This window comes from Caulobacter sp. GW821-FHT10E02 (assembly GCF_059415225.1).
This window is the reverse complement of the sequence record NZ_JBWKMV010000001.1, coordinates 560,416-584,898: the sequence shown is the minus strand read 5'-3', so window position 1 is coordinate 584,898 and position 24,483 is coordinate 560,416. Positions and strand designations below refer to the sequence as shown.

The following is a 24,483-nucleotide window of genomic DNA, read 5'->3' as shown; positions in this document are numbered from 1 at the left end:
AGCATTGAACATCTTGGCGCCGACCCGCTACCCGTGGGCGTTCAACGGCCCCAAGGGATCGGCGCACAACATCCATCTTCGGAAGTTCCTGCCGCTGAACAAGATCGACGATCGGCTGGACGGGTGCACGGTGTTCCCGCCGTTCCCGCTCCAGAAGTTCGATCTGGTCCACGCCTTCAACCGCATCCCGATCGGTAACACGCCCTACGTCATCGGCTTCGAGTCCCACCTGCCGCGCGTGTTCGGCCTCGAAGGCACCGCCTACCACCGGGCCCTCGAACGCTCCCTCGCCTCGGAGCGCTGCCGCGGCATCATCGCCTTCAGCGACTGCGCGAGAAGGCTGTTCCTGAGCCACCTGACGGACCATGTGGACTGCGGCGTGATCGAGGCGAAGCTGCAGGTGCGCTTCCCGAACATGGTGATCCCCGAGCGCCAGGATCAGCTGCGCTACACCCCGGGCGACACGATCAGGCTGTTCTTCGTCGGCGGCCAGTTCGCGCGCAAGGGCGGCCTGACGGTGCTCAGGCTGGCGAAGCTGGCCCAGGACAAGGGTTTGCCGGTGCAGGTGGACATCATCTCGTCGCTGGAGATGGGCAAGGGCATCTGGATCGATCCGCCGCGCCAGGACTTCTACGCGCCCTACCTTGAGCTTCTGAAGCTCGACAACGTGACGCTGCACGGCGCCATGAGCAACAAGGAGGTCCTGGACATGGCCTCCCGCGCGCACTTCTCGATCCTGCCGACCCTGACCGACACTTTCGGTTTCAGCGTCATCGAGTCCATGAGCCGCTCCACGCCGGTCATCGCCAGCGCCCAGGTCGCGCTGCCCGAGTTCATCGTCGATGGCGAGAACGGCGTCCTGCTGCCGATGGAGACCAACGAATTCGGCGGCTGGATCCACACCACCCATCCGGACAAGGCCTCGCCGGAATACGAAGCGCTCTATGCCGCCGAGGCGGAACGCCTGGCGCAAAGCGCGCTCGCCGCCCTGGAACGCGTCATGGCCGATCCGGAGGCCTATCACCGCATGCGGACGGCCGCCTATGACTCGGCGGTGGCCCACTTCGACCACCGGCCCGCCCGCGAGTTCTGGGACAACCTCTATCGTCGGGCGGTCGGGTAGCCGCGCGACCTATCTGGCGGCGGGTCTCAGCACCTGCCGGATGAAGCCCAGCGACCACGCGAAGTGGCTGACCGCCGCGGGGAAACCCGCGAAGTAGGCGCAACCGCCGCCGGCCCGCGAACCCACGACCAGGCCGCCCAGGGTGCAGGCCAGGATCCACGCCAGGGCCGGCAGGAAGAAGATCGGGCTGATCGGCGCCAGCAGGACGCCGAACACCAGCGCCGGGGCCACGAAGATCGGCAGCATCTGCCTCGGCTTCGGCTTGATCCGGTGCTTGGTCAGCGTGATCGCCCGGCCCTTGCCGTAGTTGAAGTACTGCCGGAACAGCGAGCTGGCGTTGGCGCGGGGGTAGTAGCTGATCTCAAGCCCCGGATAGAGCCAGATGCGGCGGCCAGCCTTGCCCAGCCGGACGTCCAGCTCGGCGTCCTCGTTGTGGCTCATGCCGGCGTCATAGCCCCCCACTTCGCGGAAGGCGGCGATCTTCATGTAGGCGTGGTGGCCGTGATCGATCCACTGCCCCTCCCCGCCCTTGCTGCGGTGGCTGGAGCCGCCGGTGCCGATGACCGAGTTCTGAGCCGTCGCCGCCGCCACCTGGAAGCAGGTGCGACCGATGCTGTGCATCACGGTCACGACCGAGTCCGCGCCGGTCTCCCCAGCCACCTCGATCAGGCGCGCCACGAAGTTCTCGGGATAGGCCGCGTGCGCATCGACCCGGATCAGGTGCTCGGCCGCCTGGCCATGGACCTCGACCGCCAGGTTGATGCCCGCGCTCTGGATGCGGTCGGGATTGTCCAGCAGCACGACGCGGGCGTCGCGGGCCGCGAACTCCTCGACGATGCTCCGCGAGCGGTCGGAACTGCGCCCATCCGCGATCACGATCTTCGCATGCCGGCAGCCCTCGTCCGCCAGCAGACCGGTCAACAGTCCGGGAAGATGGGCCTCCTCATTGAGGCAAGGCACGACGACCAGGACAGAGCCCGCCAATTGATCAGCCATGATCTTCCCCCGAAACGAAGCGGACTAGAGACACGTAGTCTTCGGCGGCGAATTCCACCAAGGTCGGATCGACGTCTCGAATCCGCTTTCGCAGTTCCGCCACCCTGTTAGGCGCGGCCGAAACCAATTCCATGACATCGCGCACGGGCTCTTCGACGATCACGCCGACACCGGCGTTGGCGAGCCATCGGCCCACCTCCGTCCGCGACAGCGCGATCGGAACCGCGCCATGGCGGATGCCCTCGTAGATCCTGTTCGGCAGCAGCCAGTCGGAGTTCGCGCCCGCTTCGAAATAGTCGATGGCCCAGGCGAACTGGACCTTGGCGTAGAGCTCGCCCAGCTCGTCCTGGGTGTAGCTGCCGAAAAAGTTCAGGCCGGGGGTGGCGTCGACCACCTCGTGGAAGTCGGGCATCACGTCCAGGGCCGCGCGTCCCCGGATGTCGACCTCGACGCGCCCCTGCGCCAGTTGGACGATCTCGGCCAGCATCCCCAGCGACTTGCGACAGCGCAGCATGCCGAACCAGCCGATGCGCACGACGTCGCCCGACGCCTCGACAGCGTCGACACGCCCCGGCGCCCCGACCAGGACCTTGTTCTCCACCAGCAGGATCTCGCCACGGAAACCCTGGACGCCGCGGAAGTGCTCGCGCTCGAAGGCCGGCGAGCTGACGATCACGCCACGGACCATCGTCAGCAGCCAGCGCTCAACGCCCCGTACCAGGGCGCCCGTGATGCCGCGCTTGAACATCAGCGAATGGATGTCGAGGCACTCGTAGACGACCGGCGTGCGCCGTCCCGACAGGAAGCGCGCATAGACGGCCAGGACCAGCATCTCGAGATTGCGCGCCAGGATCGCATCGCCACGGCGGACAGCGCGGAGCAAGGGCCCCGGCGCGACGATGTTCTTCAGGAGCAGCAGCGCCCGCGCGACCAGGCGGCCATTGAACGTCTCGCCCAGCGTTATCGCGCCGTCCTGGGCGTCGGCCGAACCCGCGCGGCGGAAGCCGGCGATCGAGACTTCGGCGCCGCCGGCGGTCAGCATCTTGATGCGCCGCATGACGGCGGCATCGCCCAGATCATGGACGAGGTAGACGATCATGCTTCGACCCACAAAACGCCCCACCAGCAAGCGGAAGCACCATCACGCCTGTCCGCCAAGGAAAGGCGGGGCCTGAGTACGCAGCCACGAGCGGGCTGTCGAGACCGTCGTTCGCTTCCAGGCCGCTTGTCCGCCGATGAAGGCGACTTGCCGTCCGCGCCGCCGTCTTTCTGACCCGATGCCCGCGTATTGATCGGCCTTGCTCGGACCCGCGGGACGGTCCGCGCTAGAGCCGTCGGCAGCCGGCTCCACACCCGCAAATGTAAACATCTTTAAATCAACTCAAAATTGGTACGCTTCACTTGCCTCGCGCGACCAAGTAATCCTTAATTTACGCGCACTGGTTACCACGCTACATCGAAGTAAACGCTTCTGTCAGTGGATCTCTATGGACCTCGCGCGATCCGTCAGCGTGATTATTGCGGCGTACAACGCCCAAAGCACTATAGAGAAAGCGATCCGAAGCGCCCTCGAACAACCGGAAGTTATAGAAGTCCTGGTTGTCGATGATGCCTCCACCGATCGCACTCTGGACGTCGCCGCTGCCAGCGACGACGGTTCCGGCCGCCTGAAGATCATCCAGAGCCGCCCCAACGCCGGCCCCGGCGCCTGCCGACGACTGGCCGTGGAACGCGCGACGGGGGCCTGGATCACGCCGCTGGACGCCGACGACTTCATGCTGCCAGGCCGCCTTGGCGCGCTGCTCCACCATGCCGCCGACGCCGACATCATCGCCGACAAGCTGGTCCGCGTCCGCGCCGGCGACGTCATTGACGCCCCCTCCCCGATCGACACGGCGACGCGCACAGTCGACCTGAAGACGTTCGTGCTGGCCAATTGCAGCGGCGCGAACGGCGAGCTCGACATGGGCTTCATCAAGCCTCTGCTGCGGTCGTCCCTGCTGCGCGACCAGGGCCTGAACTACCGCTCCGACATGCGGCTCGGTGAGGACTACGACCTGTACGCCCGCACCCTGGCCGCCGGCGCCCGGATGTTGCTGACGCCGCCGCGCGGCTACATCTCGGTGATCACGCCGGGCTCCCTGAGCCTGACCCACAGCGAAGAAGACCTCGCCAAGCTGCTGGACTGCGACAAGCCTCTGATCCAGCGCGAGGACATCGACAAGCAGACCAAGAAGGCGATCCAGGCCCGTCAGCTCAGCGTGGAGCAACGCCTCCGCTGGCGCGTCTTCATCCGGGCCATGAAGTCCAAGGACCTCGCCACGGCGGCCTCATGCTTCTCCTCGGCCGTCCTGACGACCTATCTGCTGGGCCAGATCGTCGGGCACCTCCTGCAGAAGCGCCCAGCCAATGGATTTCGAGGCGTTCAGGCTCGGGTCTGATTGCCGACCAGCAAGGTGTTCGCGCTGATCGCCCGCTTGATGCGCGCCAGGAAGATCCGGCTGGTGCTCAGCACGCCCGCGACAGCCAGCGCCACGCCCAGATAGCTGAACGCCCTGAACGGACGCCCCTGCTTGAGGGTGCGCATGATGTGCCAGGCGATCGGCTGGATGATGGAGCCGGCCAGCGACCGTCCGAAACGACTCTTCCGCAGCGTGGAGATCAGTGCGCTGACCACGTCCTTGCGCTCCGCGAAGTCCTCGAAGCTGTTGATCTCCAGCAGGATCTTCGTGGCGATCTCCTTCTCACCGGCGGACGGCGGCCGATCCGCGTCGATCGCCACGGCGTATTCCATGTCCGCCAGGAAGATGTCCCACAGCGCCTTTCGGCCGAAGATGCAGGCGCGCTGGAGATAGGTCGCGCGCGTCGCGACGCCGCCCTCCTCCTGCTCCACGAAGGCGGGCCGGAAGTCGGCGAGGGTCAGGCGGGGAAACAAGTCCTGGAAGATCAGCTTGTCGTAGTGCAGCCAGCGACGCTGCGACTCCTCGACCCGGAAGCGATCCCGGGACGGCCCCCGCGTTCCGGTGTGGTTGCGCTGGTAGAACAGGACGTCCGGGACATAGACGCCTTTGAACCCATGACAGATCTTGATGATCATGTCGTAGTCCTGCGAGCGCAGCAGGTCCTCCCGGAACGCCCCGACCTGGTCGTAGACGTCCTTGCGGACAAGCATGCTGAACTGACAGACGAACAGGCGCTCGATCACGTTCAGCAGCAGATTCTTGTCGGGATTGGCTGGCGCGCGCGCCAGCGGCATGTCCGAACCGCGCTCGAACGTCCCCGTGAAGCTCCTGTAGCGCCCGTAGACGAACGCGGCCCCTTGGTTGGCCTCGAGCGCCAGAGTCATCTTCTCGCAGGCGTCCAGGGCGGCGATATCGTCGTCGTCGCAAATCCAGACCGCGTCGCACTCGCAACGACCCAGCGCGATGTTCAGCGCCCGCGCCTTGCCGCCGTTCGCCACGTCGATGAGCTCGACCTGCGGAAATTCGGACACGACGGCCGTGGTGTGATCCGTCGAGCCGTCATTGACGACGATGATCTGGCCCAAGACCTTGGTCTGCGCGACCAGAGAATTGAGGCATTCCCGGAGCATATCGGCGCGATTGTAGGTCGGTACAATCGCGCAAACGGACACTTTACTCATGCTGCTCACCAGAAATGCCAAACAACCCCGACACTGTTTGATATTCTAAATCGTTCACCGCGCAAACGTTGCAAGACGTTTTGGTAACACCATCCTGACGATCGCCGATATCCGGCGCATACTGGTAAACAGAAGAACCAGCCCATAGACACCGCCACCCAGTAGAATCGCCAGGGCGATCCTGATCGGCGGTGCGAGGTTCATTTCAAAGCGCGCTGCCGTGACAACCGCAATACACATGACCACCCCGGCGACAACTGGCCCCATAACGCATCCGAAAAAGTCAGCCAGGGACAAGTTTGCAAAGGAAGCAGCCTTGCGGGCCAGGAACGGTAGGCTGGCAATAGAAACGCCAACCATCGCCAGCACAACCCAGTCGACGCCCCTAGAACTAGCGACAGCGATGCCCGTCACGGTCAGCGCCAGGGTCAGGATCTGGTAACTCAGGATCCAGGCGTTCTTGCCGTATCCGTTCACGACGGAGTTCAGAACCTGGGTCAGGCCAGCGAACACGCCAAGCAGACAGAAGGCCTGCACGGAGTGAACCGCGGGCAGCCAGTGGGCGCCGAAGACGATCGGCACGATGTCCCGGCCAATGAGCGCGATGCCCAGATACACCGGCACGATGATCGCGGCCGAGCCAAAGACGATGGTCAGGAACGCCTTGCGGAAGGTCTCCTGCTCACCCTGGACGTTCGAGATCAGCGAATAGCTGACGGAGCCGATGGCGCCGGAGATCAGGCCGCCCAGCAGCTGGTAGATGCGCCGGGAGAAGCTGAAGATCCCCATGGCGTGCGGGTCCAGCAGGAAGCCGACGGCGATCTGGTCCAGATTGGCCTGCGAGATGATCTTCTGACCCGACGCCGCCAGGCCCTGGCGGGACATCTTGCGGATCGTCGGCCACGAGAATTCGATCCGCGGCCGCCAGGTCACCGACATGAAGCTGGTGAGGCAAAGGACGATCGAGGACGACAGCTGCGACAGGGCCAGGGACCACTTGCCCTTGCCCAGCATCAGCAGCCCCACGCAGACCCCGGCCGCCAGCAGCGAGGCGATGATCCCACGCAGCGCGAACGCTCTATACGACAGGCTCCGCGTCAGCAGCGCGCAGGGCACGGTCGAGGCCAGGTCGAACAGAATTCGAAGGCCGATGACCAGCACCAGGGGCGCCAGGCCCGGCGCCTTGAACAGGATCTCGAACGGGAAGGCGACGGCGGCCAGGATCGCGTAGAGCCCAGCCCCGCAGCCGATCGTCAGCCAGAAGACCGAGCTGAGATCCCCCTCGCCCAGATCCTTGCGCTGGACCAGGGCGTCACCGAAGCCTTGCGGCCCCAAGGTGCTGACGGCCCCGGAAATCGCCCCCGCGAGGGCGACGACGCCGAACTCGCTGACGGACAGGTACCGCGACGCCAGCGCGAACACGGCGGCCCCGACCAGCATCGGCGCGGCGCTGTTCAGCGAGGCCCACAAGACGCTTCGCATGGCCGCGAGCGATCGGCCCTTCTTCGGTCCGCTATAGGCAGCCGAGCGGTCTTGCTCCTTCCCCGGATCACTCATTCTCGGATCATCGCTCTTTCGTAGGCCTGGGCTGTTCCGACCTTGAACCCCTGGGTTCAAGGCCTGGCGGGAAGGGGTAACGGTGTATAGGTCGCCTCAATACAGAACGATCATCATCTCGACGACTTAATACAAGCAGCCCGAGAATAAGCGAAAACCCAGATTGAGGAGAACCTTCCCCCTCGCTCAAGATCATACACCTGTAACAGGTGTTCACTTTTTCTCTAGGCGATAACGCCCCCTACCGAGCTCTGCCTCAAAAGGTCTTCCGAAGTCTATCGCGCACTATCATCCGCAATGAGTTTCTTCGCGGACGATCTCAAGAGCGATGAGGCGTTCGCGATGTGACGCTCGAGCATGCGCGTCACCTCCTGCGTAAGCTTTGGATTGGACAGCGCGCTGGCCGCGGCGTCGACGGACTTACCGAACCCGCCGAACCTGAACAGCGATTCCACGAAGACGTAGAACCCGCGCGCGCCATACATGTCGTACAAGATTTCCTTCTTCTTGTCGGACAGCGAATGCTCCGCGTAGTCGGCGCCCTTCCCGATGCAGATCGCGGGGATACCCAACCTCCAGGCGTTCACGCACAGATGATAGGTGTCCGTGATGACGAAGGCGCATCCCGAGAGCTGCGAGATGATCGCCCCGACATCGGCATCCTTGGAAGGGATGTCGTAGCCGAAGATCTTGGCGCCAATGCGCCAGTTTCGGCGGGTGAAGAACCAGGGCAGCCAGACGCACTTTTGGCCGAGCCTGCCGGCCACGGCCTTGGCGAACGCCATCATCGCGAACTTGGCGTTGGTGCGCCCGAAGAAGACGCCGACGCCGCTTCGCCCCTCCACCGGCTTGTAGCCCTTGAGTAGCGCGAGATCGTCGTTCTTCAGGAGGAAGGCGCAGTCGCACGCCAGCGAAGCCCGCCCCGCCCGATAGGGCGCGACCTTCGCCGCGGACATCGCATCCCGGAAGAAGACGAACCCCGCACCCGAGACCAGCCTCTCGAAGCTTTCCCGATATTCCGCGTCGATCATGTCGGACGCGTTGTTGGTATAGATCGTGCTTCCGAATATCCCGACCTTGTGGAGGTCGCTATCCGGCAGGAACGACAGGAAGATGTACTTCAGATAGTTCTTCCGTCGCGCCTCGTTCTCGGCCGTCTCCGCGCCATCGTTCCAGAGGCCGAGATCGGTTTCCATGTACGATCGAGAATGAACGAAGTCGCCCCAAAATATGAAGGCGTCAGAGCTCATATACTCTTCCGGGAATTCCTCGATATACCGGTATTTGACCGGTATATCTTCGTAGCCGTAGCTATATTTGCTCTCCGCATGGAAGCAGTAGAAGTTGACGTCGGCGTCTTCCAAGATCCGCGGCATTATGGATAACGCCGCGAGATCTACAGTCGCCATGCCGGTGTTGCGCCCAGGCGGAAACGCACAGATTACGGCTATTTTCTTTCGCATTCTTGGATCTCCCCACAAGCCCAATTCATGCAATCAAAAGCTATATTGCACCCCACTGTACACCATTCAGTGCGCACCAGGTTCTCTTGGGGACAAATTACAGTCCGTGAGTTAGACGAAACCTAACGTCAGCCCCGCCCGATGGAGGCGTAGGTGAAGCCGTGGCGGACCATCTCGGCGGGCTTGTAGACATTGCGCAGGTCGACCACGACCGGGGCCTTCATCAAGAGCTTCAGACGGTCGAGGTCCAGCGCCCGGAACTGGTCCCACTCGGTGATCAGCACCAGGGCGTCGACGCCCTCGGCGGTCTCGTAGGCGCCGGTCTTGAACTCGACGCCCGGCAGCATGTGCGCGGCTTCCTTGGCGCCTTCCGGATCGAAGGCCTGGACCTTGGCGCCCAGGGCCTGCAGGGCCGGGACGATGTCCAGGCTGGGGGCGTCACGCATGTCGTCAGTGTTGGGCTTGAAGGTCAGGCCCAGCACGCCGATCGTCTTGCCGGTCAGGTCGTCGGCGCCGATGGCCTTGGCCACCTTGCCGGCCATGGCCTTCTTGCGGGCGTCATTGACCTCGACCGTGGTCTCGATCAGCCGCGCCGGCGCGCCGTAGTCCTGGGCGGTCTTGACCAGGGCGATGGTGTCCTTCGGGAAGCACGAGCCGCCATAGCCCGGGCCGGCGTTGAGGAACTTGCCGCCGATCCGCTTGTCCAGGCCGATGCCCTTGGCCACCTGCTGGACGTCGGCGCCGACCTTCTCGCAGAGGTCGGCCATCTCGTTGATGAAGGTGATCTTCATCGCCAGGAACGCGTTGGCCGCGTACTTGATCAGCTCGCTGGTGCGGCGGCCGGTGAAGACGATCGGGGTCTCGTTCAGGCTCAAGGGGCGATAGAGCTCACGCATCACCGCCTGGGCGCGCTCGTCGTCGGTGCCCACGACCACGCGGTCGGGGCGCTTGAAGTCCTCGATCGCCGCGCCTTCGCGCAGGAACTCGGGGTTGGACACCACGGCGAACTGGGCGTCGGGGCGCACCTTGCGGATGATCGCCTCGACCTCGTCGCCGGTGCCGACCGGCACGGTCGACTTGGTGACCACGACGGTGAAGCCGTCGATCAGGCCGGCGATCTCCTCGGCGGCGGCGTAGACGTAGGAGAGGTCGGCATGGCCGTCGCCGCGACGGGTCGGCGTGCCCACGGCGATGAACACCGCGTCGGCGCTCTTGATCGCCTCGGCCCCTTCCAGGGTGAACGACAGGCGGCCTTCACGGACGTTGCGAGCGACCAGGTCGTCCAGCCCCGGCTCGAAGATCGGGATCTCGCCCTGCTTCAGCCGCTCGATCTTGCGCGGGTCCTTGTCGATGCACGTCACCACGTGGCCGAAGTCGGCGAAACACGCCCCAGACACCAGGCCCACATAACCCGTGCCAATCATCGCTACGCGCATGGATGTTCACCTATTTCCCCGGCCAATTCCGCGCGGGACAAGAGTTGCAGAGAGGTCGACGCCCAGAAGACCGGTCGCCCAAACCTTGCTCGTTGGCTGAATAGTTGGTCATTGCGACGGCAATCTCTCAGCCATCGCAAAAGGCTGTGGGTCGCTTGACCGCTAGTAGGCGTTTTCAGCCATCAGCAGGTGCGGCACGGTCATCAGGATGATCCGGACGTCCTCGCCGAAGGACCAGCGCTCGATATATTCGTTGTCGGCGTCGACGCGGGCGGCCATGGCCTCCACGGCGCCGGTGCCACCGCGCAGACCCTTGATCTGGGCCAGGCCCGTCAGGCCCGGGCGGGCGCGGAAGCGCAGGTGATAGTTGGCGATCAGGGCGCCGTACTGGGCGTCGTGGGCCAGGGCGTGCGGACGCGGGCCGACGATCGACATGTCGCCCTTCAGCACGTTCAGCAGCTGGGGCAGCTCGTCGATGCTGGTCTTGCGGATGAAGCCGCCGACCATGGTGATCCGGTCGTCGTCGCGACGCGCCTGGACGACCTTGTCGCCGTTCTCCTGGACCCGCATCGAGCGGAACTTGAAGATCGTGAAGGCCTGGCCGTTCAGGCCGCCTCGCGCCTGCCGGAAGAACACCGGCCCACGCGACTCAAGCTTGATCAGCAGCGCGACAAGCAGGAGCAAGGGCGCGAAGAACAGCAGAGCGCCGCTCGCCACCACGATATCGACCGCTCTCTTGAGAGCGTCTTGAGCAACCGGCTGGCCCTTGGAGGCACGAGCACGCTGCTCCGCTGACGGATTAGATACGATCAACACCCGGTCCCCACCAGTCTAAGTCCCGGGTCTTTGCCCGATGATTTAGAAAGCCTTTACTAAATCGGCGTTCGGCCGACAACGCTGAACAACGTTCTTAACCAAGCTTTTTTCGCAGCGCAGCGATCTCTGCGCGATCTGAGAACACATCGGCCCCAGATTGGGACAAATCAAAGGCATCGCAGCGCAGCAATATTGCGAGAGACTAGGTTATTATCGTGCAGCCGATGTGACGAAACACACACCCAAGCGTCACCGCTGACTCACGCCGAACGAATGTTCTAATCCGGACACGAAGCAGCGCCGCGACACAGTCGAGTAATCGATGTGAGGGGATGGCGGAGACGGAGTCCCCTCGGACAATCCTCCCAACCCATTATATTCAATGTTTTACGCGATTTAGCTGAAGCCGCACCCCAGTTCCTACCCACGGTCTGGAGCTGAACCCACGTTGAAGGATCGCTTCCCCGGCTGTGAATCTGTTTCCGCGACGTTGTGGGCGGATCCGCCCCCTACCCGACCCGCCGCAGGTCTGCAGCCGCAGGATCTGCCGGCAGGCGGACATAGAACCAGGCTAACTCAGGGTGACGCTCGACCAGGCCGGCGAAGGCGCGGCGGGTCCGCGGGGTGAGGCGGCCAATATCGTAGCGATGGCCGCGCGCACCGTTTCGGCGTCATCGTCAACCTCTATACCAAGCGCTATGGAGCTGGCCGCTGTTGTAGGCGGCAAGGCACGCGACATAGATGCGGGGCTCAAGGTCTTCACCGGTCCTAGTCATGGGCTCCTCCGTCAAGGCAGGGGTTCGTCATCGAACCCTTGCCCGTCGGCGAGACCGGGGGTGCAAACGGAGGGACGCCTTCGCGGGGCCCCGGCTGCAGGGCGCAAAGCAACCGAAGCTGGGCGGAAGGCGATCCGAAGTGCGCCGTGGGCAGAGCCCCAAGCCAGCCTCAATATTCGCGACTAGGAAGATCGAGACGCCGGCGCCACGCAGGCCTCGTCCACAACCTGATGATCCTCGACCAAGACGTCAGGCGAGGGCTGCATCTCCATACTGCCCGATCAATCTGCACAGCCCTCGGCCCATCCGCTAGGCAACAGACAATTCTGAATGGCGCCGCGCCGAGGCACCCTTAATGATTGACAACAAGCTTGAGCTGAGGCGAAATTGGTTAATCGGGACTGGCTGACTAGGTATTTCAAGCCTGGTTCTACGCCGCTTTGTCTATCGGGGCCTAAGTTAGCCACGCCTCAGTATCCGTAAAAGTACCGCGTCGCGTTTCCGCGTCTTTCGTACTTATGGGCCTCATTGACTTCTCTCGCCACTAGCGAAAATCACCGGGCCCATTGCTTCCCGGTCAACACCATTCTCGTTTCAAATCATATCAACACTGAGCTCAGGGGAAGCCTTGGCCTATATAGCTGCGAGCCTCTTCTGCTGCTCACGTTCCACGCGATGGAACAGGGAGGCTGGCTGTGCGGCGTCTTAGGTCCCGCCTTATCGATCGCGCTTTTAAAAAGCCAGAAAGCAACGACTTCGGCTTCTCGATGGCGTTCACTCGACGCGGGCTTTTCGCGATCGTTGGCTCACTGTCGGGCGCGCCAAGCCTGGCGGCTGCCTCGCGCTTGCCTCCTCCTGTCCTAGAGCCGTTAGGGGCAGGCTACGTCGTACGCTTTGGCAACCAGCAGTGGATCATCGACCCGAACCTCTTTGGCCCAGATGCGCAAGTCTCTGCCGAACAGGTAGGCGAGCGGATTTCTCTCTCCTTGCGCAAGGCGTTCCTGGCCGGGACCGATCTGCGCGTAGATTTCCAAGCGTCGATAGGACGAGCGGCGAGCAGCTGGCAAATTCGGCTTGCTGCGCCCGCTCTTGGCTTCGGCGCGACGTGTGATCTTGGCGCCTGGTTAGGCGGGACGGATGTCCTGGCTGGGTCCACGACCAAGAAGACTTTCAAGCTCGGCCGCGAAACGATCGAGGCGCCGTTGGCGACTTGGGAAATCGCTCCCCCGTTCGACATCCGGATCGCATCCCCTCAAGGCGTACGGCTAGACGGCGCACTGCCCTGCACTGCTGACGGCCTTTACTTGAAGGCAGTCGGCCCCGATCTGGATAGCTATCGCCAGCTCATCAAGCGTGCAGGCCGCCGGCGGGCGACCCGTTACGCCCTGATCAATCCGAAGTTCGATGAAAGGCCCTTGGCCTTGGGTCGAACCCGCGGCGACGGTCGCTGGTCCTTCGACGGCTCTGCGTCTGGGCGTCTAGAGGGAGAGGTTTTTGATGACACTGGCGGTCCGGCTGGCGTGCTCGTGCATGATCGCAGCGGTGTGTTGGCGCGTAGCGGTAGCTCATTGGAAGATCAGGCGCATAGTCTACGGCTGGAGGCGGCGGCTATCGCCTTTCCGAGCGACGGTCGCCTCCAACCTCGGGCCGCTATTGGCGCCCGAGTAGCCCGCGCACCTCAGGCGTTGAATGTTGGCGATCTGCTCGTCACCGTAAGCGGAGACGACGAAGCGCCATTCTTCGCCAAGTTGGGTGGTGGCCGGCAGCAAGACATCTTCGCAGAGGTCCGCCTTGAAAAGATCGCGCTCCCCGTTGCGGGCGCCGACAGCGCCACCGTTTTAGCAAGCGGAACACCAATCAAGGTGATGCTCGCCTCGCCACAAAGCGCTGAGGCCCATTGCCCCACGATTATTGGCTACGACGACGGCGTCAAACGCTTTGGCCCGCCCCTCAATATGATCTGGCTCTGCAAGGGCCAGCCCTTCTTAGTGGCCGCCACGCGGGACATGACGTTCAATGTAAGGCGCAGCATCGACATGCTGAACCTGACGTTCAGCTTCCCGGACTATGTCCTTCACGCCAGCAGGCAGGCTCCGCCCTATATCGGCCAAGCGCGCCTGACCCGCAAAAATCCAGCCGCCGCATCCACGATCATCGTGACCTTTCCGCCCCAACACGTGGCGGAGACTATTCTGGAAGCCCAGGAGGTGAACGCTTGTCCGGCGCCCGGCAAAATCGGCCTGAGCGCGACCCGCCTCGCTAAGCCCAGCCGCGTCGTATTCACGGCGGACGCGACGGATGCGCAATGGGCCGACTTCGATCTGACGATCGAGAACCTTACCAACTGGGCCGATCTTGGGATGCTCGTTCACGAGCGAGCCCTTCCCGAGCCCGGCGCACCGGTTGAAGAACAGCTCAAGCACTCTGGCGTTGGCAAGAAGGACACTCCGGAGGCGGCCATGGCCGCGATCGCAAAAGGCTTGTCCGCTCCCACTGAGCGGCAAACTTGCCTGGAGCTTTCCAGCCATCTGCTGTTTTCGCCCGGCCCTGAGGGGCGCTGGCTAACCCCCGGCGCACGTCGCCGCAAAACCTCAGCCAAAGCTGACACCACTTGGGTCGAGCCGCCGCCACCAAATCGTTGGACGCCGCTCTGGCACGCCAGACTAGAGGAACCAGAATCCACTCTGCGGGCGATCTGGTCAGAGCTCCTGGCGCCAGGAGCCTTCAACAACCAGAAGACCCCGCAGCCGCCCCATCAACTTCAAGCCATGACGGCGCAGGATCACTGGGAGCTGATCCTTCAAACTTCCGTCTATGGCGTGCCCGCGTTGCTCCGGGCGCCGGCCGACGAAAAGCCGGGTGAAGGCCCGCCACCAGCGCCTATTCGGGGCGGCGTCGTACGACCAGATGCATCCTACGACTATCTGAATTCTAAAGACTATGTCCTGGGCGTCGGCGCCAAGTTGGACCCGAAGGATGTTGGGGTCGCTTTGGCCGAGCCCTTCCAAGACGCCAACGTCGTCCTCACACCTTGGGGCGCAAGCGTCAAAGCTCAGTGGCGCGGCATTCCCCCGCTAATTGTTCGCCCCAAGGACTTCCCCGGGAAGCCTGAGGATTGGCCACGTCCACCAGATCTGGAGAGGGTCGACTATATTTCTCAGCTTGGCCGGGATATCCGCGTCGAGCTCGTTCGTAAGGGCTATTTGCTGCCCTTGGGCGTTCCGGCTTCACTGGTTAGCTTGGTCGAACGTCGCTTTGTAAAAACAAACCGCGGTGTGGTGGCGATCCCGGTTCGACGAAGCTTCATCGTCTGCCACCCTCACAAGACATTCCCAGCGGTCAATCAACCGCGAGGGGGTCGCGATTTCCCCGCGCGGCAACTTGTCATGCGCACCCTGCGCACGCCTGATCTGATGCCCGTCAACCCCGACCCAGGCTCTTCATGCTCGTCTGCCCCGATCGATAAGGTATACGTCAGCGAAAATGGCCGGGTTTATCTGCCAGGCGCCGAGCCGCAGGAAATAGTGTTCTGGCCTCGCGTTACCGCCCGCAAGCCAGGCGTAGAGCAAGGGCATGACGATGGCGATGTCGAGTTCAAATGGTCCCTAGACGAGGATACGGCGCCGATAAGCAGTCGACTGCTCTTCATCTCGCAGAGCATGTTGGCTTCGCCAGCCTTGCCGTTGGTGGCGCGCTACTACAACGACCTGAAACTTGCGAACGGTGAAGCTTCACCCTTGAGGCAAGCTAGGCTCAACGGCTTAAGGCGGCGCTACGCGCCCGAGGCGACCGCAGGCGAAACTTGTTTCGACACGGATTCCTGGACGTTGGGCGTCAGCGGCCGGATAGCCCCCGGATCGTCTGAGCCGTTTTTCGACATGGACCCCAAGATGAACGGCGCCGATCAGCCGCCGTTCTATCCGATCGTTGAGACCGCTCTGGTCAATGTTCAAAGTCTTGATCGACTTCTTGGACAACCGCAGGGCTTGATCAAGGTTAGCTTCAACGAGCGATACCTCGAAAAGGGCTTCGATCCGGATGTAACGCAAGGCAATCCGGCCGAGCTCTATCTGAACGTCCTCACACTAGGCCTAAAGCTTGATGTCGACGCCAACGGGCCGGCGACGGGCGGCATCGCCAAACCCAACAGTTTTGTAGCCGCCCTTTCGAGAAAGACCGGGCTAGTCGGCGCCAAGGACCCGCGTAGCCCTCAAGGCTTGACCGCAGGGGCCGCTTCGCCCGGCGCCTACAATTTGGATGACGCTCTCCAGAACAAGCTCTCACCCAGCAGCTTCTTCAGCGGCGGCAAATTGCTGAGCATTGTCGATCTCGGCAAATATGTCCGAGACGCCGCTCTCACCGACGGCCCGCAATTGATGGAACGGGTCGGCTACGGCGCGGCCGTTCAGGCGGACCTGGCCGATACCGTCCGGCGCGTGGCGCAAGCCGCCCTAGGTCCGATCAACGCTTTCATTTCCGCTCTCGAAGCCACGCTGTCTGGGACCTACACAGGCGCCAAGCTCTACCCGGCGCTTTACCGGTGGCTGACCGACACGCGTGATGCGTTGAAGAACGCGGTAACCGCAGTCTCCAACCCCAAAGCAAATATTCCCGAGGCGGTAGCGGCACTGATGTCTACCGCCAAGGGATTGCTCGCCGAGCTCGATCACGTTCGCCAGGACCCTGTGCCGCCCTTGGTGCGCGGCAACATCGACGATCTTGCCGCTGCATGGGAGCAATTGAAGGCGCTCACAGAGGACGCCTTAACGCCGATAGCGGCAACGCTATACCGCCAGGCCATTGCGCCAAGGATGCTCGAGATATGCCACGATCTCGACGCGGCAGATTTGGACGGCCCGCTGTTAGGCGCCGATACCTTCCCCTGCGCTCGGATCGTTGAGGATCCCACCAGCCTTCAATATTTGCCCGAGACGCTGTTTTCCGAGGCGTTCGGGGCGCCGTTGACCACCGCTTTGATGACGGTGCGACAGTTGGAGGCCCAAACGACGGGCCGGATCATCCTCCAAGAAGGCCTACTGCTCGATCGGGTAGAGACCATCCTGCAGCGCGCGGCTGACAATCTCATCGACAGGCTGATCCAGCCCAGCGATGTCGACGCCCTAAATATTCTCAACGCTAAAACACAGGGCCTCCTGGCCCGTGCAGTTTTCGAAGCTGCTCGAAAGATTCTTGACGCCAAGGTCCTGCCCTTGGGAGCGCCGCCTGCGACGATCGCTGCTCAGCTTGCGGATGTCGAAGCTCAACTGCAAGCCGTAGGCCCGGCTCTGAAGGTCGCCATCCAAGCGCAATCAGCCGCCTTCGTCGTCCAGGCCGGTGAAGACGCCACAGCCGTCATCGCCGCCTTTGAACTCGCTGTTATCGACCCGGTCGTCATAGCGACCATCGATGCCGTATCTGTAATGCTGAAGGAGGTGCGCGAGCGGCTAAAGCCCCTCATCCAGAACGGCTCGCGCATAGCCATGCTAGCTACCCTCGCCAGCCGTCTGGCCGAGGTGCTTCCCGCTCTCGTTCAACAAGCCGCTTTCACTCAGATCGCGCTCCTGGGACGACAGGCTGGTCTATGGTGCCACGAGGTGGCCGAACAAACCGTAGCGCCTCTGCTGGCCTTCGCAGACGACGCCGCCGGCGGGTTGCTCGGCGATCTCGTCGCGGCAGACAGCCTAGTCAACAGCATTACTGCCCAGACGATGGCCATCGCGATCCCGCCGGCCGCGCCTGCGCGGGCTCAAAGCGCCAAGACGGCAATCCTTAGGCTGCTGGCGCAGCTGGATATCTGCGTCGAGCGCCTGAAAGACCATAAGGCAAAGCTTCATGATCTAAACCTCAACGTCGCCACCGATCCGAGCGTCTGTAAGAATATCGCCAGCGTTCTTGACCATGTTGAAGCGCTGCTGCGCGAGCGTGGGAACGCCGCCGATCTTGCGCGACAAGTTGCCAGCTGGATGGTTCAGCTCAAGGCCTCCCTCCCCTCCGCCCCGTCTCCTGATCCTTTCAAGCCCATGGCGGTTGCAGCCGCTTCGCTCCTAGGGCTGATCACGAGTATCCAAGCGGTTGGTGGCCCGGGCGTTTGGATGCGGGTCAAAACGCAGATCGACGACGTTATCACCGCCCTCCCGGGGCAGGCTGCCTATACGCAGGCTCTGCGCGATCGTCGTGCGGCGCTCCTCCAAAAGTCTGTCAGCTTGCGTGCGGCCCTTTTGGCGGTCGACAGCCCTGCGAAACTCGACGCTGTCGCAGGCCAGGTCGTCGCCTACGTACAAGATAGCGAACGCGCCTTGATCGCGAAGGTGCTTGAAGCGGTCGCTCTTCCTGAGCCGATCGCCGCAAATATGCTGACGCGCTTCCAGGGCATGGCCCACGAGGTCGCCGCGCGCCTGCTGGCGCTACATGATCTGTGCGCAAAGCTCGTCCGCCTTGTTGAGACGGCGGTGAAAAATCGAATATTGCCCACCGTGCCGCCCGACGCTTTGGTCGCCAATTTCCGGACCGCGGCCGCATCCTTCGCTGCTGATCAAGCCGATATCACCGCGACGGCGGGAGCCAATGACCTCGCGGCCTTCCAGGCAGCCATGGCGCCACTGGCTACCCGGTGGAAAGGCGGCAAAATCGGCTTGTCAGAGGTGGCAGTGGCCACTGCGGCCATCGTCAATTCGGTCTTGCGCGCTGACCTGAAGGCCGCGCTCGAAATCGACAAACATATCGCCGCCGTTCGTGCCGAACTCCAGGACATCGTCACCAAGCTGCTGCCGACCAGCGTCGAGACGAAATACCTCTGGAATGCGACACTACCGAAATTCACCCCGGGCGCCGTTTTCGGCATGGAGCCGTCCCGCCCGAAACAGGATCTCCAGATCGAGACCCGGATCGCGGTGGATTTTCTCAACAACACGCGCAGCGTAACGGTCACGGGCCGCCTATCCCCCTTTAGTGTCTCCCTTTTTGGTGGCGATGTCGCCACGATCGGCTTTAGCGGGGCCGACTTCGTGAGCCAGAACGGCTGCGCGCCGAGCCTCAAGGTGGCCGTCGATAAGGTCACGCTTGGCCCCAAGCTGAAATTCATCGAACCCCTCCAGGCGTGGCTGGCGCCGAGCGGTAGCGGCTTCTATGTGCGGCCGACCCTGGCGACACCGGGCATAGAGGCCGGCTACATCTTCGACGCGGGCCTGATTACGCTTGGAAACCTGCAGTTCCTGAACGTCTCTTTCGCGGTTGGGGCGGTGCTCCCGTTTATCGAGGGAAAAGACCCCAAGCAGCAGGCCCGCTTCACCTTTAATCTCGGCAGCCCCGATCGCCCGTTCCTGATTGCTTGCGCGCCCTATGGCGGTGGAGGCTTCGTCTCGCTCGTAAGCGCTGCCGGTAGTCTTGTCTCAATGGAGTTGGGCTTCAGTTTTGGCGGCGTCGCCGCGATCGCGTTTGGCCCCCTAAAGGCACAGGGGCGGATCGTGACCGGCATGAGTGTTGCCGTGACAACCAAGGGAACCGAACTCACAGGTTTGATCGAAGCTGTCGGCGAAGGCAGCATCGGCTGCTTTGGCATCTGCATCTACATCCGCGTCCTGATCCATCAGCAGGGTCAGAACATGTTTGGCGAGACGCAGTACGGGTTCACTTTCTCGGTGGGCTTCGTCAAGTTTCGCTACAGCGTCACGGCCCAATACACCATCCGCGGCGGCAACGAGCAGACCGCGCAGACCCACCTCGCGGAAAACCGATGGGAGTGCGCGGCGCTCGCCGGGCCTAACGACCGCACAGCGGTCAACAAGGTACCCCGCAAGATTGGCGGATGGCACCAGCTTCGCAAACGCACGGCTCTCGATCTCCTGGGGATTCAAACATGAGCCAACCCGTATTGGTCGGGGTCCGCTTCATCGTCGTTCCCGACGGATTCATCGAAGAAAAGAACAAGCCGCGCCGGCTGCGTGTCAGTCTGGCGGCCAGCCCTCATCCACGGGGGGAAACAACGATCGATCTCACGCGCTGGCCGGAGGAACTGGCCAACCGCGCCAAGTCTTTGCGGCTGATCGCGGGCGACATCGTCGATGCGCCTGGCAATATCGATCGCAGGGACGTTGCTGCGACTCGGGTCATCAGCGGCGCCGTTGCCGATATCGGCGACGCCTATGTCGACCGCGCCCAAACCCTCTGGGGCCGGATTTTCTCCGGCGGTTCCGATCCGCTTCAAGCTTTGGCTGACGTGTTGAAGGATGGCCACGCGGGCCCGCAAGCAACCACGGTTTCAAAGGTGGTCGGCTTCCAAACGGCGCAAATCGCCAAGGCCATGGATACCTTAACGCAATCGGCGGTGGCCGCGACGCTGGCTGAACGCTTGCGGCGCCAAATCAATCCGTCCTCTACGGCCGATCAACGCCCAGCGTTCGATGCGACCACCCCTGGCGGCGCCTGGTGGCTGAGCCAGTACGCCAGCTGGATGGGACGCTCCAGTCTGGACCCTAACGATCGCCTTGCCAGTCGCCGCAAGCTGCCTTTCGAAATACTGCCCCGCCCGCGGGAGGACATCGCCATTCGTGTCGCTGATCATCAGACGCGACTTGGCGGTCTGTTTTGTAGGGCCGAGCCGTCGCACGCGCCGGTAGGCCCGCTTGTCGCGGCGCGCAACGGCGTGACGGCGGCCGAACATCTCGTCGACCGCGTCTTCGACACAGACTTCTGGCGCGGCGAAGACCTCGACGCCCCCTCCATGCTGATCGACCAGCAGCAGGCCTGTGTTGATCTGGCGGAGGAAATGCACCGCTTGGATCAAACGCTGCAAGCCTGTGGCGTTCAAACCCTCAACGCCGCGCTCGATGCCGACACGCCGCGCGAGATCGCAGGGCGCAAGTTCGCCGCCATTCTCAGCCACCCAAGCCTGGCCAAGTATTTGCGTTTGGTCATCGACCTGGAGATTGACGAGGCGGCGTTTGTGGCGGCCGCCCCCACCGCCCAAGGCGTGCTGGCTGTCGATATTTCAGGCCCGGCGATGCCTAAAGGCGAGGAGGTGGTTTGGACGCACTACATCCGGACGTCCGACTATTTTGGTCCCGCAGCTCGGAACGAGGGCGCCAAGGACGCCTGGCTTGAAAGGGGTCTTGTTCGCCTTCAGGCCAAAACGAGCGCGCAATCGAACCGCTTTGAGCTCGTAGCGGATGATGCGGTGCGCATGGCCGCTGCCTGCATGCGCAAAGCCGAAGACATCGCTGCGGCCAAGCTGGAAGGTCAGCCTATGGCCGAAGGCAAGGCACTGCCTCGTCGCGAGGCTATGGGCATTGCGTTGATCGACAATGATCGCGTGGCTTTCGAGAAAGCTCGCAAAGATCGAAGCGATCTCATCGACGCTATTTCCACCTTCAACATCGGCAAGCCGTCAGACCAGCAACAGCCTCATATTCGCGATGCCGAGGATCTCTTGCAGGGCTATCGCATCGACGTCGCTACCCTTCCGCCTGGCGCGGGCCCCAAGTTCCCAACAGCGGGGCGTTGGCGCGGGCTTTGCGGCCGTGATGTGAAGTACCAGCGCGATGTCGATGCCGGTGACCCGACCATCGACCGCGATGTCGCTAAAGGGTTCATGGAGCTGGCGAGCGTCAAAGCGGTCAGCGCGCGCGACGACGGGATGGTGTCTCCCGTGACCGGCGAACATCCCCAAGCCAACGGCACCTGTATTATCGAGTCATACGACACTTTGATGGTCTGGCACGGCGACGGTCTCGGCGTCCCCGGTCAAGCCGAACCGGATCTATCGGGCCTCAAACCAGGCGATCCAATTCCGCCACCCATTGGCGCCGAAACCACCCTTGATGCGTCGCAAACACTGGCCATCGACTTGATGGTGGACCTCCCCCAAGATCCGCTACGCCTTATCCCGCCGTTCCGCGCTAGCTGTGGCTACTTGCTGGGTGCGCGGATGGTTTTCAATCATGGCTGTGGTCCGACATTGGCCGCGGCGGCGCTGCGCTATGACGACCTCAACTCGCCTCTGCGGCTTGGAGACGGCGACAAGCCGTATGTCCTTAGGCGCCACGAGCCCATTCGGGCCCCAGAGGTCCTTTTGGCGTGGAACGACAAGCGCCTGGTTGACAGCGCCAGCATGCCGCCCGGCGAGTCTATTCATGATCTGGTTATCCGTGACACAGGTGCGACCACGCCGCGCTTCCTGGCCCCCCCGCAAGCGCCCTTCACGGTCTCGGAACAACACGGCGTCTTCGATCGCGATCCCGACGATATTCCCAAGGGCGCGTTGGTTGGCCCCGACCTGACGGCCGTACGCGAAGAGATGACCGGCGAGTTTCCGCTCGCCCGTAGCAATGGATGGTCCTTCCGGGCGCCCGGCCAGACACCTAACCCATCAAACACCGTCACAGAAAGTCGCGGCTCGGTTTTGGTGTTGCGAGACAAAAAGCCCACGCCGGGCGAGCCTCCGCTGCGGTCACAATATTATCCAGACCCTCTAGCGCGACGCCTTCAAGCCCGCCTTCTCGCCGACGACAAGGCCGAGAATGTGTTTGATGGTCTGGACAATCCTATTGAGTTTTGGGCCTCCGCAGCGCCGACGCGCGCTTCCAAGGTGATCCATGTCGAGTTGGCCGGGATCCTTGCCCCACCACCATCGAAGCGCACCAAACGGGGCCGGCTGCGTGCGGGCCAGAAAGTGATCTCCGTCGAGCCGGTTGGGCGGGAGGTTAAGGTTCCGCAGCTGACGATCGAGCTTCCCCCTGGAGAGACCGCTAGCCTTCAACTGTGGTGCGACACCGACGCAGATAGGATCCTCGCCGAGCATGCGGTGGCTCAAGGCGCGCTTGTAACGCTCGGCAAGGCGCAAGCGGCGTCAGCCGAAGGCGCGCTGAGCCAGGCGCTCGCCAAGCTAAGCGCAGGAAATGTTCTCACAGCGAGCCAGAAGGAAGGTCCTCTGGGTCTGCTTCAGGACAGCGTTTCCATTCGCGTCACCCATGCGGTTAAACGGCCGCTGGAAGCGCCATACTTCAACTACGCCTCGTCGCCAGAGCCCAGCGCTCCTGGCCGAATGATCAAAACGCCCACCCTGAAAGCGGTTTGCTTGACCATCGGCGCCCAAAGCGGCGTCGATGGTTACCCGTCGTGGGAACGGTTCGTCACGGACCAAGGCGCCAAGCCCGAGCTCACTTGGGAGAGCCGCGAGGGCGGCGCAACGACCTTCTTCGTCGGCTCTCTAGTCGTCGATCGCTTGACCACGGGCGCGGTGCGCTGCGAGGCCAATTGGCAAGAGCACGGCGCCGAACGTTATCAGAAGGACGATGATGGACGCTGGACTTACAAGGTCGGCAAGGGCGCCGCGACCCTGTTTTCGCTACCGGCCGAAGCGGTTGAGCGCCCAACTAACAAGCCCGTAGACCTGACACACGGTCCGGACGGAAAAACGCTTCGAGCCCTCGCCTACAGTTTCGTCGACGGCAAAGCCCGACGCCTCGAGTTGGCGCTTGTCGCGACAAGTCGCTTCACAAACGACTTTCCGTCAGCTGCCCCCGCCGACTTCGAGCGTCGGTCCGAAAAGCAGCCGAACTTGGCGTGCGAAATCTGGACCCCTTGCACATTCCGCCCCCCGCCTCCCGAAGTCGAACGGGTGTTGCCAATCTTCCGCTGGCGCCGGACGCGCCACAGCTCAGGCAAGATCGTCCATACCCGGGAAGGCGGTCTACGCATCTATCTGAAGCGCAACTGGTTTGCTTCTGGTGAGGGCGAGCTCCTTGGTTTTGTCTTGCCGCCTGCGACGATCACCGATGTCTGCCAGCTCGATGGCCTTGGTAGGTTTGGTGAGTATCTGACGCGATGGGGCAGCGACCCCATTCACGACAGCGGACGATCAGACGGCCTTGTCCGGATCGAGGATTTCATCCCGCCGGCCTCCAAGTTCGAAGATGCTTTGGAAGGACCAGTCTACCAAAACACACTCACCCTGCATCTGGCCAAGCCGCTTCCGGGCTCAGCGTCCGACACCGACGGGCCGACGACGCTAAGCGACGTGCGCGTGCTCGGGTATCGAACACAGGAGGGAGAGGAAGGGCATTATTGCGATATCTATATCAATCCTCGCGACGGCTATTTTCCATTCGTGCAGCTGGGACTGACCCGGCTGCAACCTCATGCCGTGAAAGGACTGGAACTCTCAAATCCGGCCGCTCAGTTTGCTCAGGCGCCGCCGAGTCGGATCATCACCGTCCAATTCTCGGGAAATAGTAACTTCACCGTCTATGTCGACGGCGTGGGCTATAATGACACCGGATCCGGCGTACCGGACACGCGCGCGACCCCGATGCTGAACTTGAGTGTGCTCGAGGCGGTGGCCGGCGACCAAGTCGAGGATGGGGTAGATGGCGCCCATATCCGCTGGAAGCCCCTTCGGCCGGGCGGCAAAACCGAGAAACTTTATCAGCCCCCCAAGCCAGGCAAAGGCGGCCTTCTGCGCTGGGAAGCGTCGATGCAGCTGCCGACCCTTCGCCGAGACCAGTACGGCGATAAGACGTGGAGGCGGCGCTACGCCCTGCTCATCGAAGAGGTCGAGGTGATGCTCGAACGTGACACCAAAAATCTCGTCGAACGGGGCCCGTTCATGTCCAGGATCGTCGACCTAGCCCCGTGGGAGGACGGCGGCGACGACCTAACTTGGGGCTAGGACGCTTAT

11 protein-coding genes are annotated in these 24,483 nt (G+C 62.8%); 4 read left to right on the top strand and 7 right to left on the bottom strand.

Annotated features, from left to right (window positions below):
* Nucleotides 1–4 precede the first annotated feature (4 nt).
* Complete coding sequence (locus AC07NI_RS02800; protein ID WP_494615981.1) at nucleotides 5–1,123, top strand: glycosyltransferase family 4 protein; 1,119 nt, start codon at nucleotides 5–7, stop codon at nucleotides 1,121–1,123.
* A gap of 9 nt (nucleotides 1,124–1,132) precedes the next feature.
* Here AC07NI_RS02800 and AC07NI_RS02795 read toward each other — a convergent pair whose 3' ends face one another.
* Nucleotides 1,133–2,119, bottom strand: coding sequence for a glycosyltransferase family 2 protein (locus tag AC07NI_RS02795; protein WP_494615980.1), 987 nt, complete (start codon nucleotides 2,117–2,119; stop codon nucleotides 1,133–1,135).
* Nucleotides 2,112–3,218: a glycosyltransferase family protein gene (locus AC07NI_RS02790; protein WP_494615978.1), complete on the bottom strand. Its 1,107-nt coding sequence runs from the start codon at nucleotides 3,216–3,218 to the stop codon at nucleotides 2,112–2,114. The genes AC07NI_RS02795 and AC07NI_RS02790 overlap by 8 nt, the downstream gene beginning before the upstream one ends.
* A 388-nt stretch (nucleotides 3,219–3,606) precedes the next feature.
* On the opposite strand from AC07NI_RS02790, the gene AC07NI_RS02785 reads away from it, so the two are divergent.
* On the top strand, nucleotides 3,607–4,560 hold the full coding sequence (locus AC07NI_RS02785) for a glycosyltransferase family 2 protein (RefSeq protein WP_494615974.1): 954 nt from the start codon (nucleotides 3,607–3,609) through the stop codon (nucleotides 4,558–4,560).
* Here AC07NI_RS02785 and AC07NI_RS02780 read toward each other — a convergent pair.
* The 5 genes from AC07NI_RS02780 to AC07NI_RS02760 all read right to left on the bottom strand — a co-directional run bounded on the left by AC07NI_RS02780 (nucleotide 4,545) and on the right by AC07NI_RS02760 (nucleotide 11,034).
* Nucleotides 4,545–5,762: a glycosyltransferase family 2 protein gene (locus AC07NI_RS02780; protein ID WP_494615970.1), complete on the bottom strand. Its 1,218-nt coding sequence runs from the start codon at nucleotides 5,760–5,762 to the stop codon at nucleotides 4,545–4,547. The genes AC07NI_RS02785 and AC07NI_RS02780 overlap by 16 nt on opposite strands.
* 54 nt (nucleotides 5,763–5,816) lie before the next feature.
* Nucleotides 5,817–7,319, bottom strand: coding sequence for an oligosaccharide flippase family protein (locus AC07NI_RS02775; protein WP_494615965.1), 1,503 nt, complete (start codon nucleotides 7,317–7,319; stop codon nucleotides 5,817–5,819).
* Between the two features lie 275 nt (nucleotides 7,320–7,594).
* Nucleotides 7,595–8,782 (bottom strand): polysaccharide pyruvyl transferase family protein, encoded by a 1,188-nt coding sequence (locus AC07NI_RS02770; protein ID WP_494615961.1) that lies wholly within the window; start codon nucleotides 8,780–8,782, stop codon nucleotides 7,595–7,597.
* Between the two features lie 128 nt (nucleotides 8,783–8,910).
* Nucleotides 8,911–10,218, bottom strand: coding sequence for a UDP-glucose dehydrogenase family protein (locus AC07NI_RS02765; RefSeq protein WP_494615958.1), 1,308 nt, complete (start codon nucleotides 10,216–10,218; stop codon nucleotides 8,911–8,913).
* Between the two features lie 162 nt (nucleotides 10,219–10,380).
* Nucleotides 10,381–11,034, bottom strand: a complete 654-nt coding sequence (locus AC07NI_RS02760) for an exopolysaccharide biosynthesis polyprenyl glycosylphosphotransferase (RefSeq protein ID WP_494615954.1) — start codon at nucleotides 11,032–11,034, stop codon at nucleotides 10,381–10,383.
* 1,471 nt (nucleotides 11,035–12,505) lie between these two features.
* Between AC07NI_RS02760 and AC07NI_RS02755 the strand changes: the two genes are divergently transcribed.
* Together AC07NI_RS02755 and AC07NI_RS02750 are read left to right on the top strand one after the other, a co-directional pair.
* A complete protein-coding gene (locus AC07NI_RS02755) occupies nucleotides 12,506–19,669 on the top strand; it encodes a hypothetical protein (protein WP_494615949.1) in 7,164 nt (2,387 codons plus the stop codon).
* Nucleotides 19,666–24,474: a hypothetical protein gene (locus tag AC07NI_RS02750; protein ID WP_494615946.1), complete on the top strand. Its 4,809-nt coding sequence runs from the start codon at nucleotides 19,666–19,668 to the stop codon at nucleotides 24,472–24,474. The genes AC07NI_RS02755 and AC07NI_RS02750 overlap by 4 nt, the downstream gene beginning before the upstream one ends.
* Nucleotides 24,475–24,483: the final 9 nt, after the last annotated feature.

Coding starts and splice junctions, on each gene's coding strand:
- AC07NI_RS02765 (WP_494615958.1), bottom strand. CDS start 10,218: ATGCGCGTAGCGATGATTGGCACGGGTTATGTGGGCCTGGTGTCTGGG.
- AC07NI_RS02795 (WP_494615980.1), bottom strand. CDS start 2,119: ATGGCTGATCAATTGGCGGGCTCTGTCCTGGTCGTCGTGCCTTGCCTC.
- AC07NI_RS02790 (WP_494615978.1), bottom strand. CDS start 3,218: ATGATCGTCTACCTCGTCCATGATCTGGGCGATGCCGCCGTCATGCGG.
- AC07NI_RS02750 (WP_494615946.1), top strand. CDS start 19,666: ATGAGCCAACCCGTATTGGTCGGGGTCCGCTTCATCGTCGTTCCCGAC.
- AC07NI_RS02785 (WP_494615974.1), top strand. CDS start 3,607: ATGGACCTCGCGCGATCCGTCAGCGTGATTATTGCGGCGTACAACGCC.
- AC07NI_RS02770 (WP_494615961.1), bottom strand. CDS start 8,782: ATGCGAAAGAAAATAGCCGTAATCTGTGCGTTTCCGCCTGGGCGCAAC.
- AC07NI_RS02775 (WP_494615965.1), bottom strand. CDS start 7,319: ATGAGTGATCCGGGGAAGGAGCAAGACCGCTCGGCTGCCTATAGCGGA.
- AC07NI_RS02780 (WP_494615970.1), bottom strand. CDS start 5,762: ATGAGTAAAGTGTCCGTTTGCGCGATTGTACCGACCTACAATCGCGCC.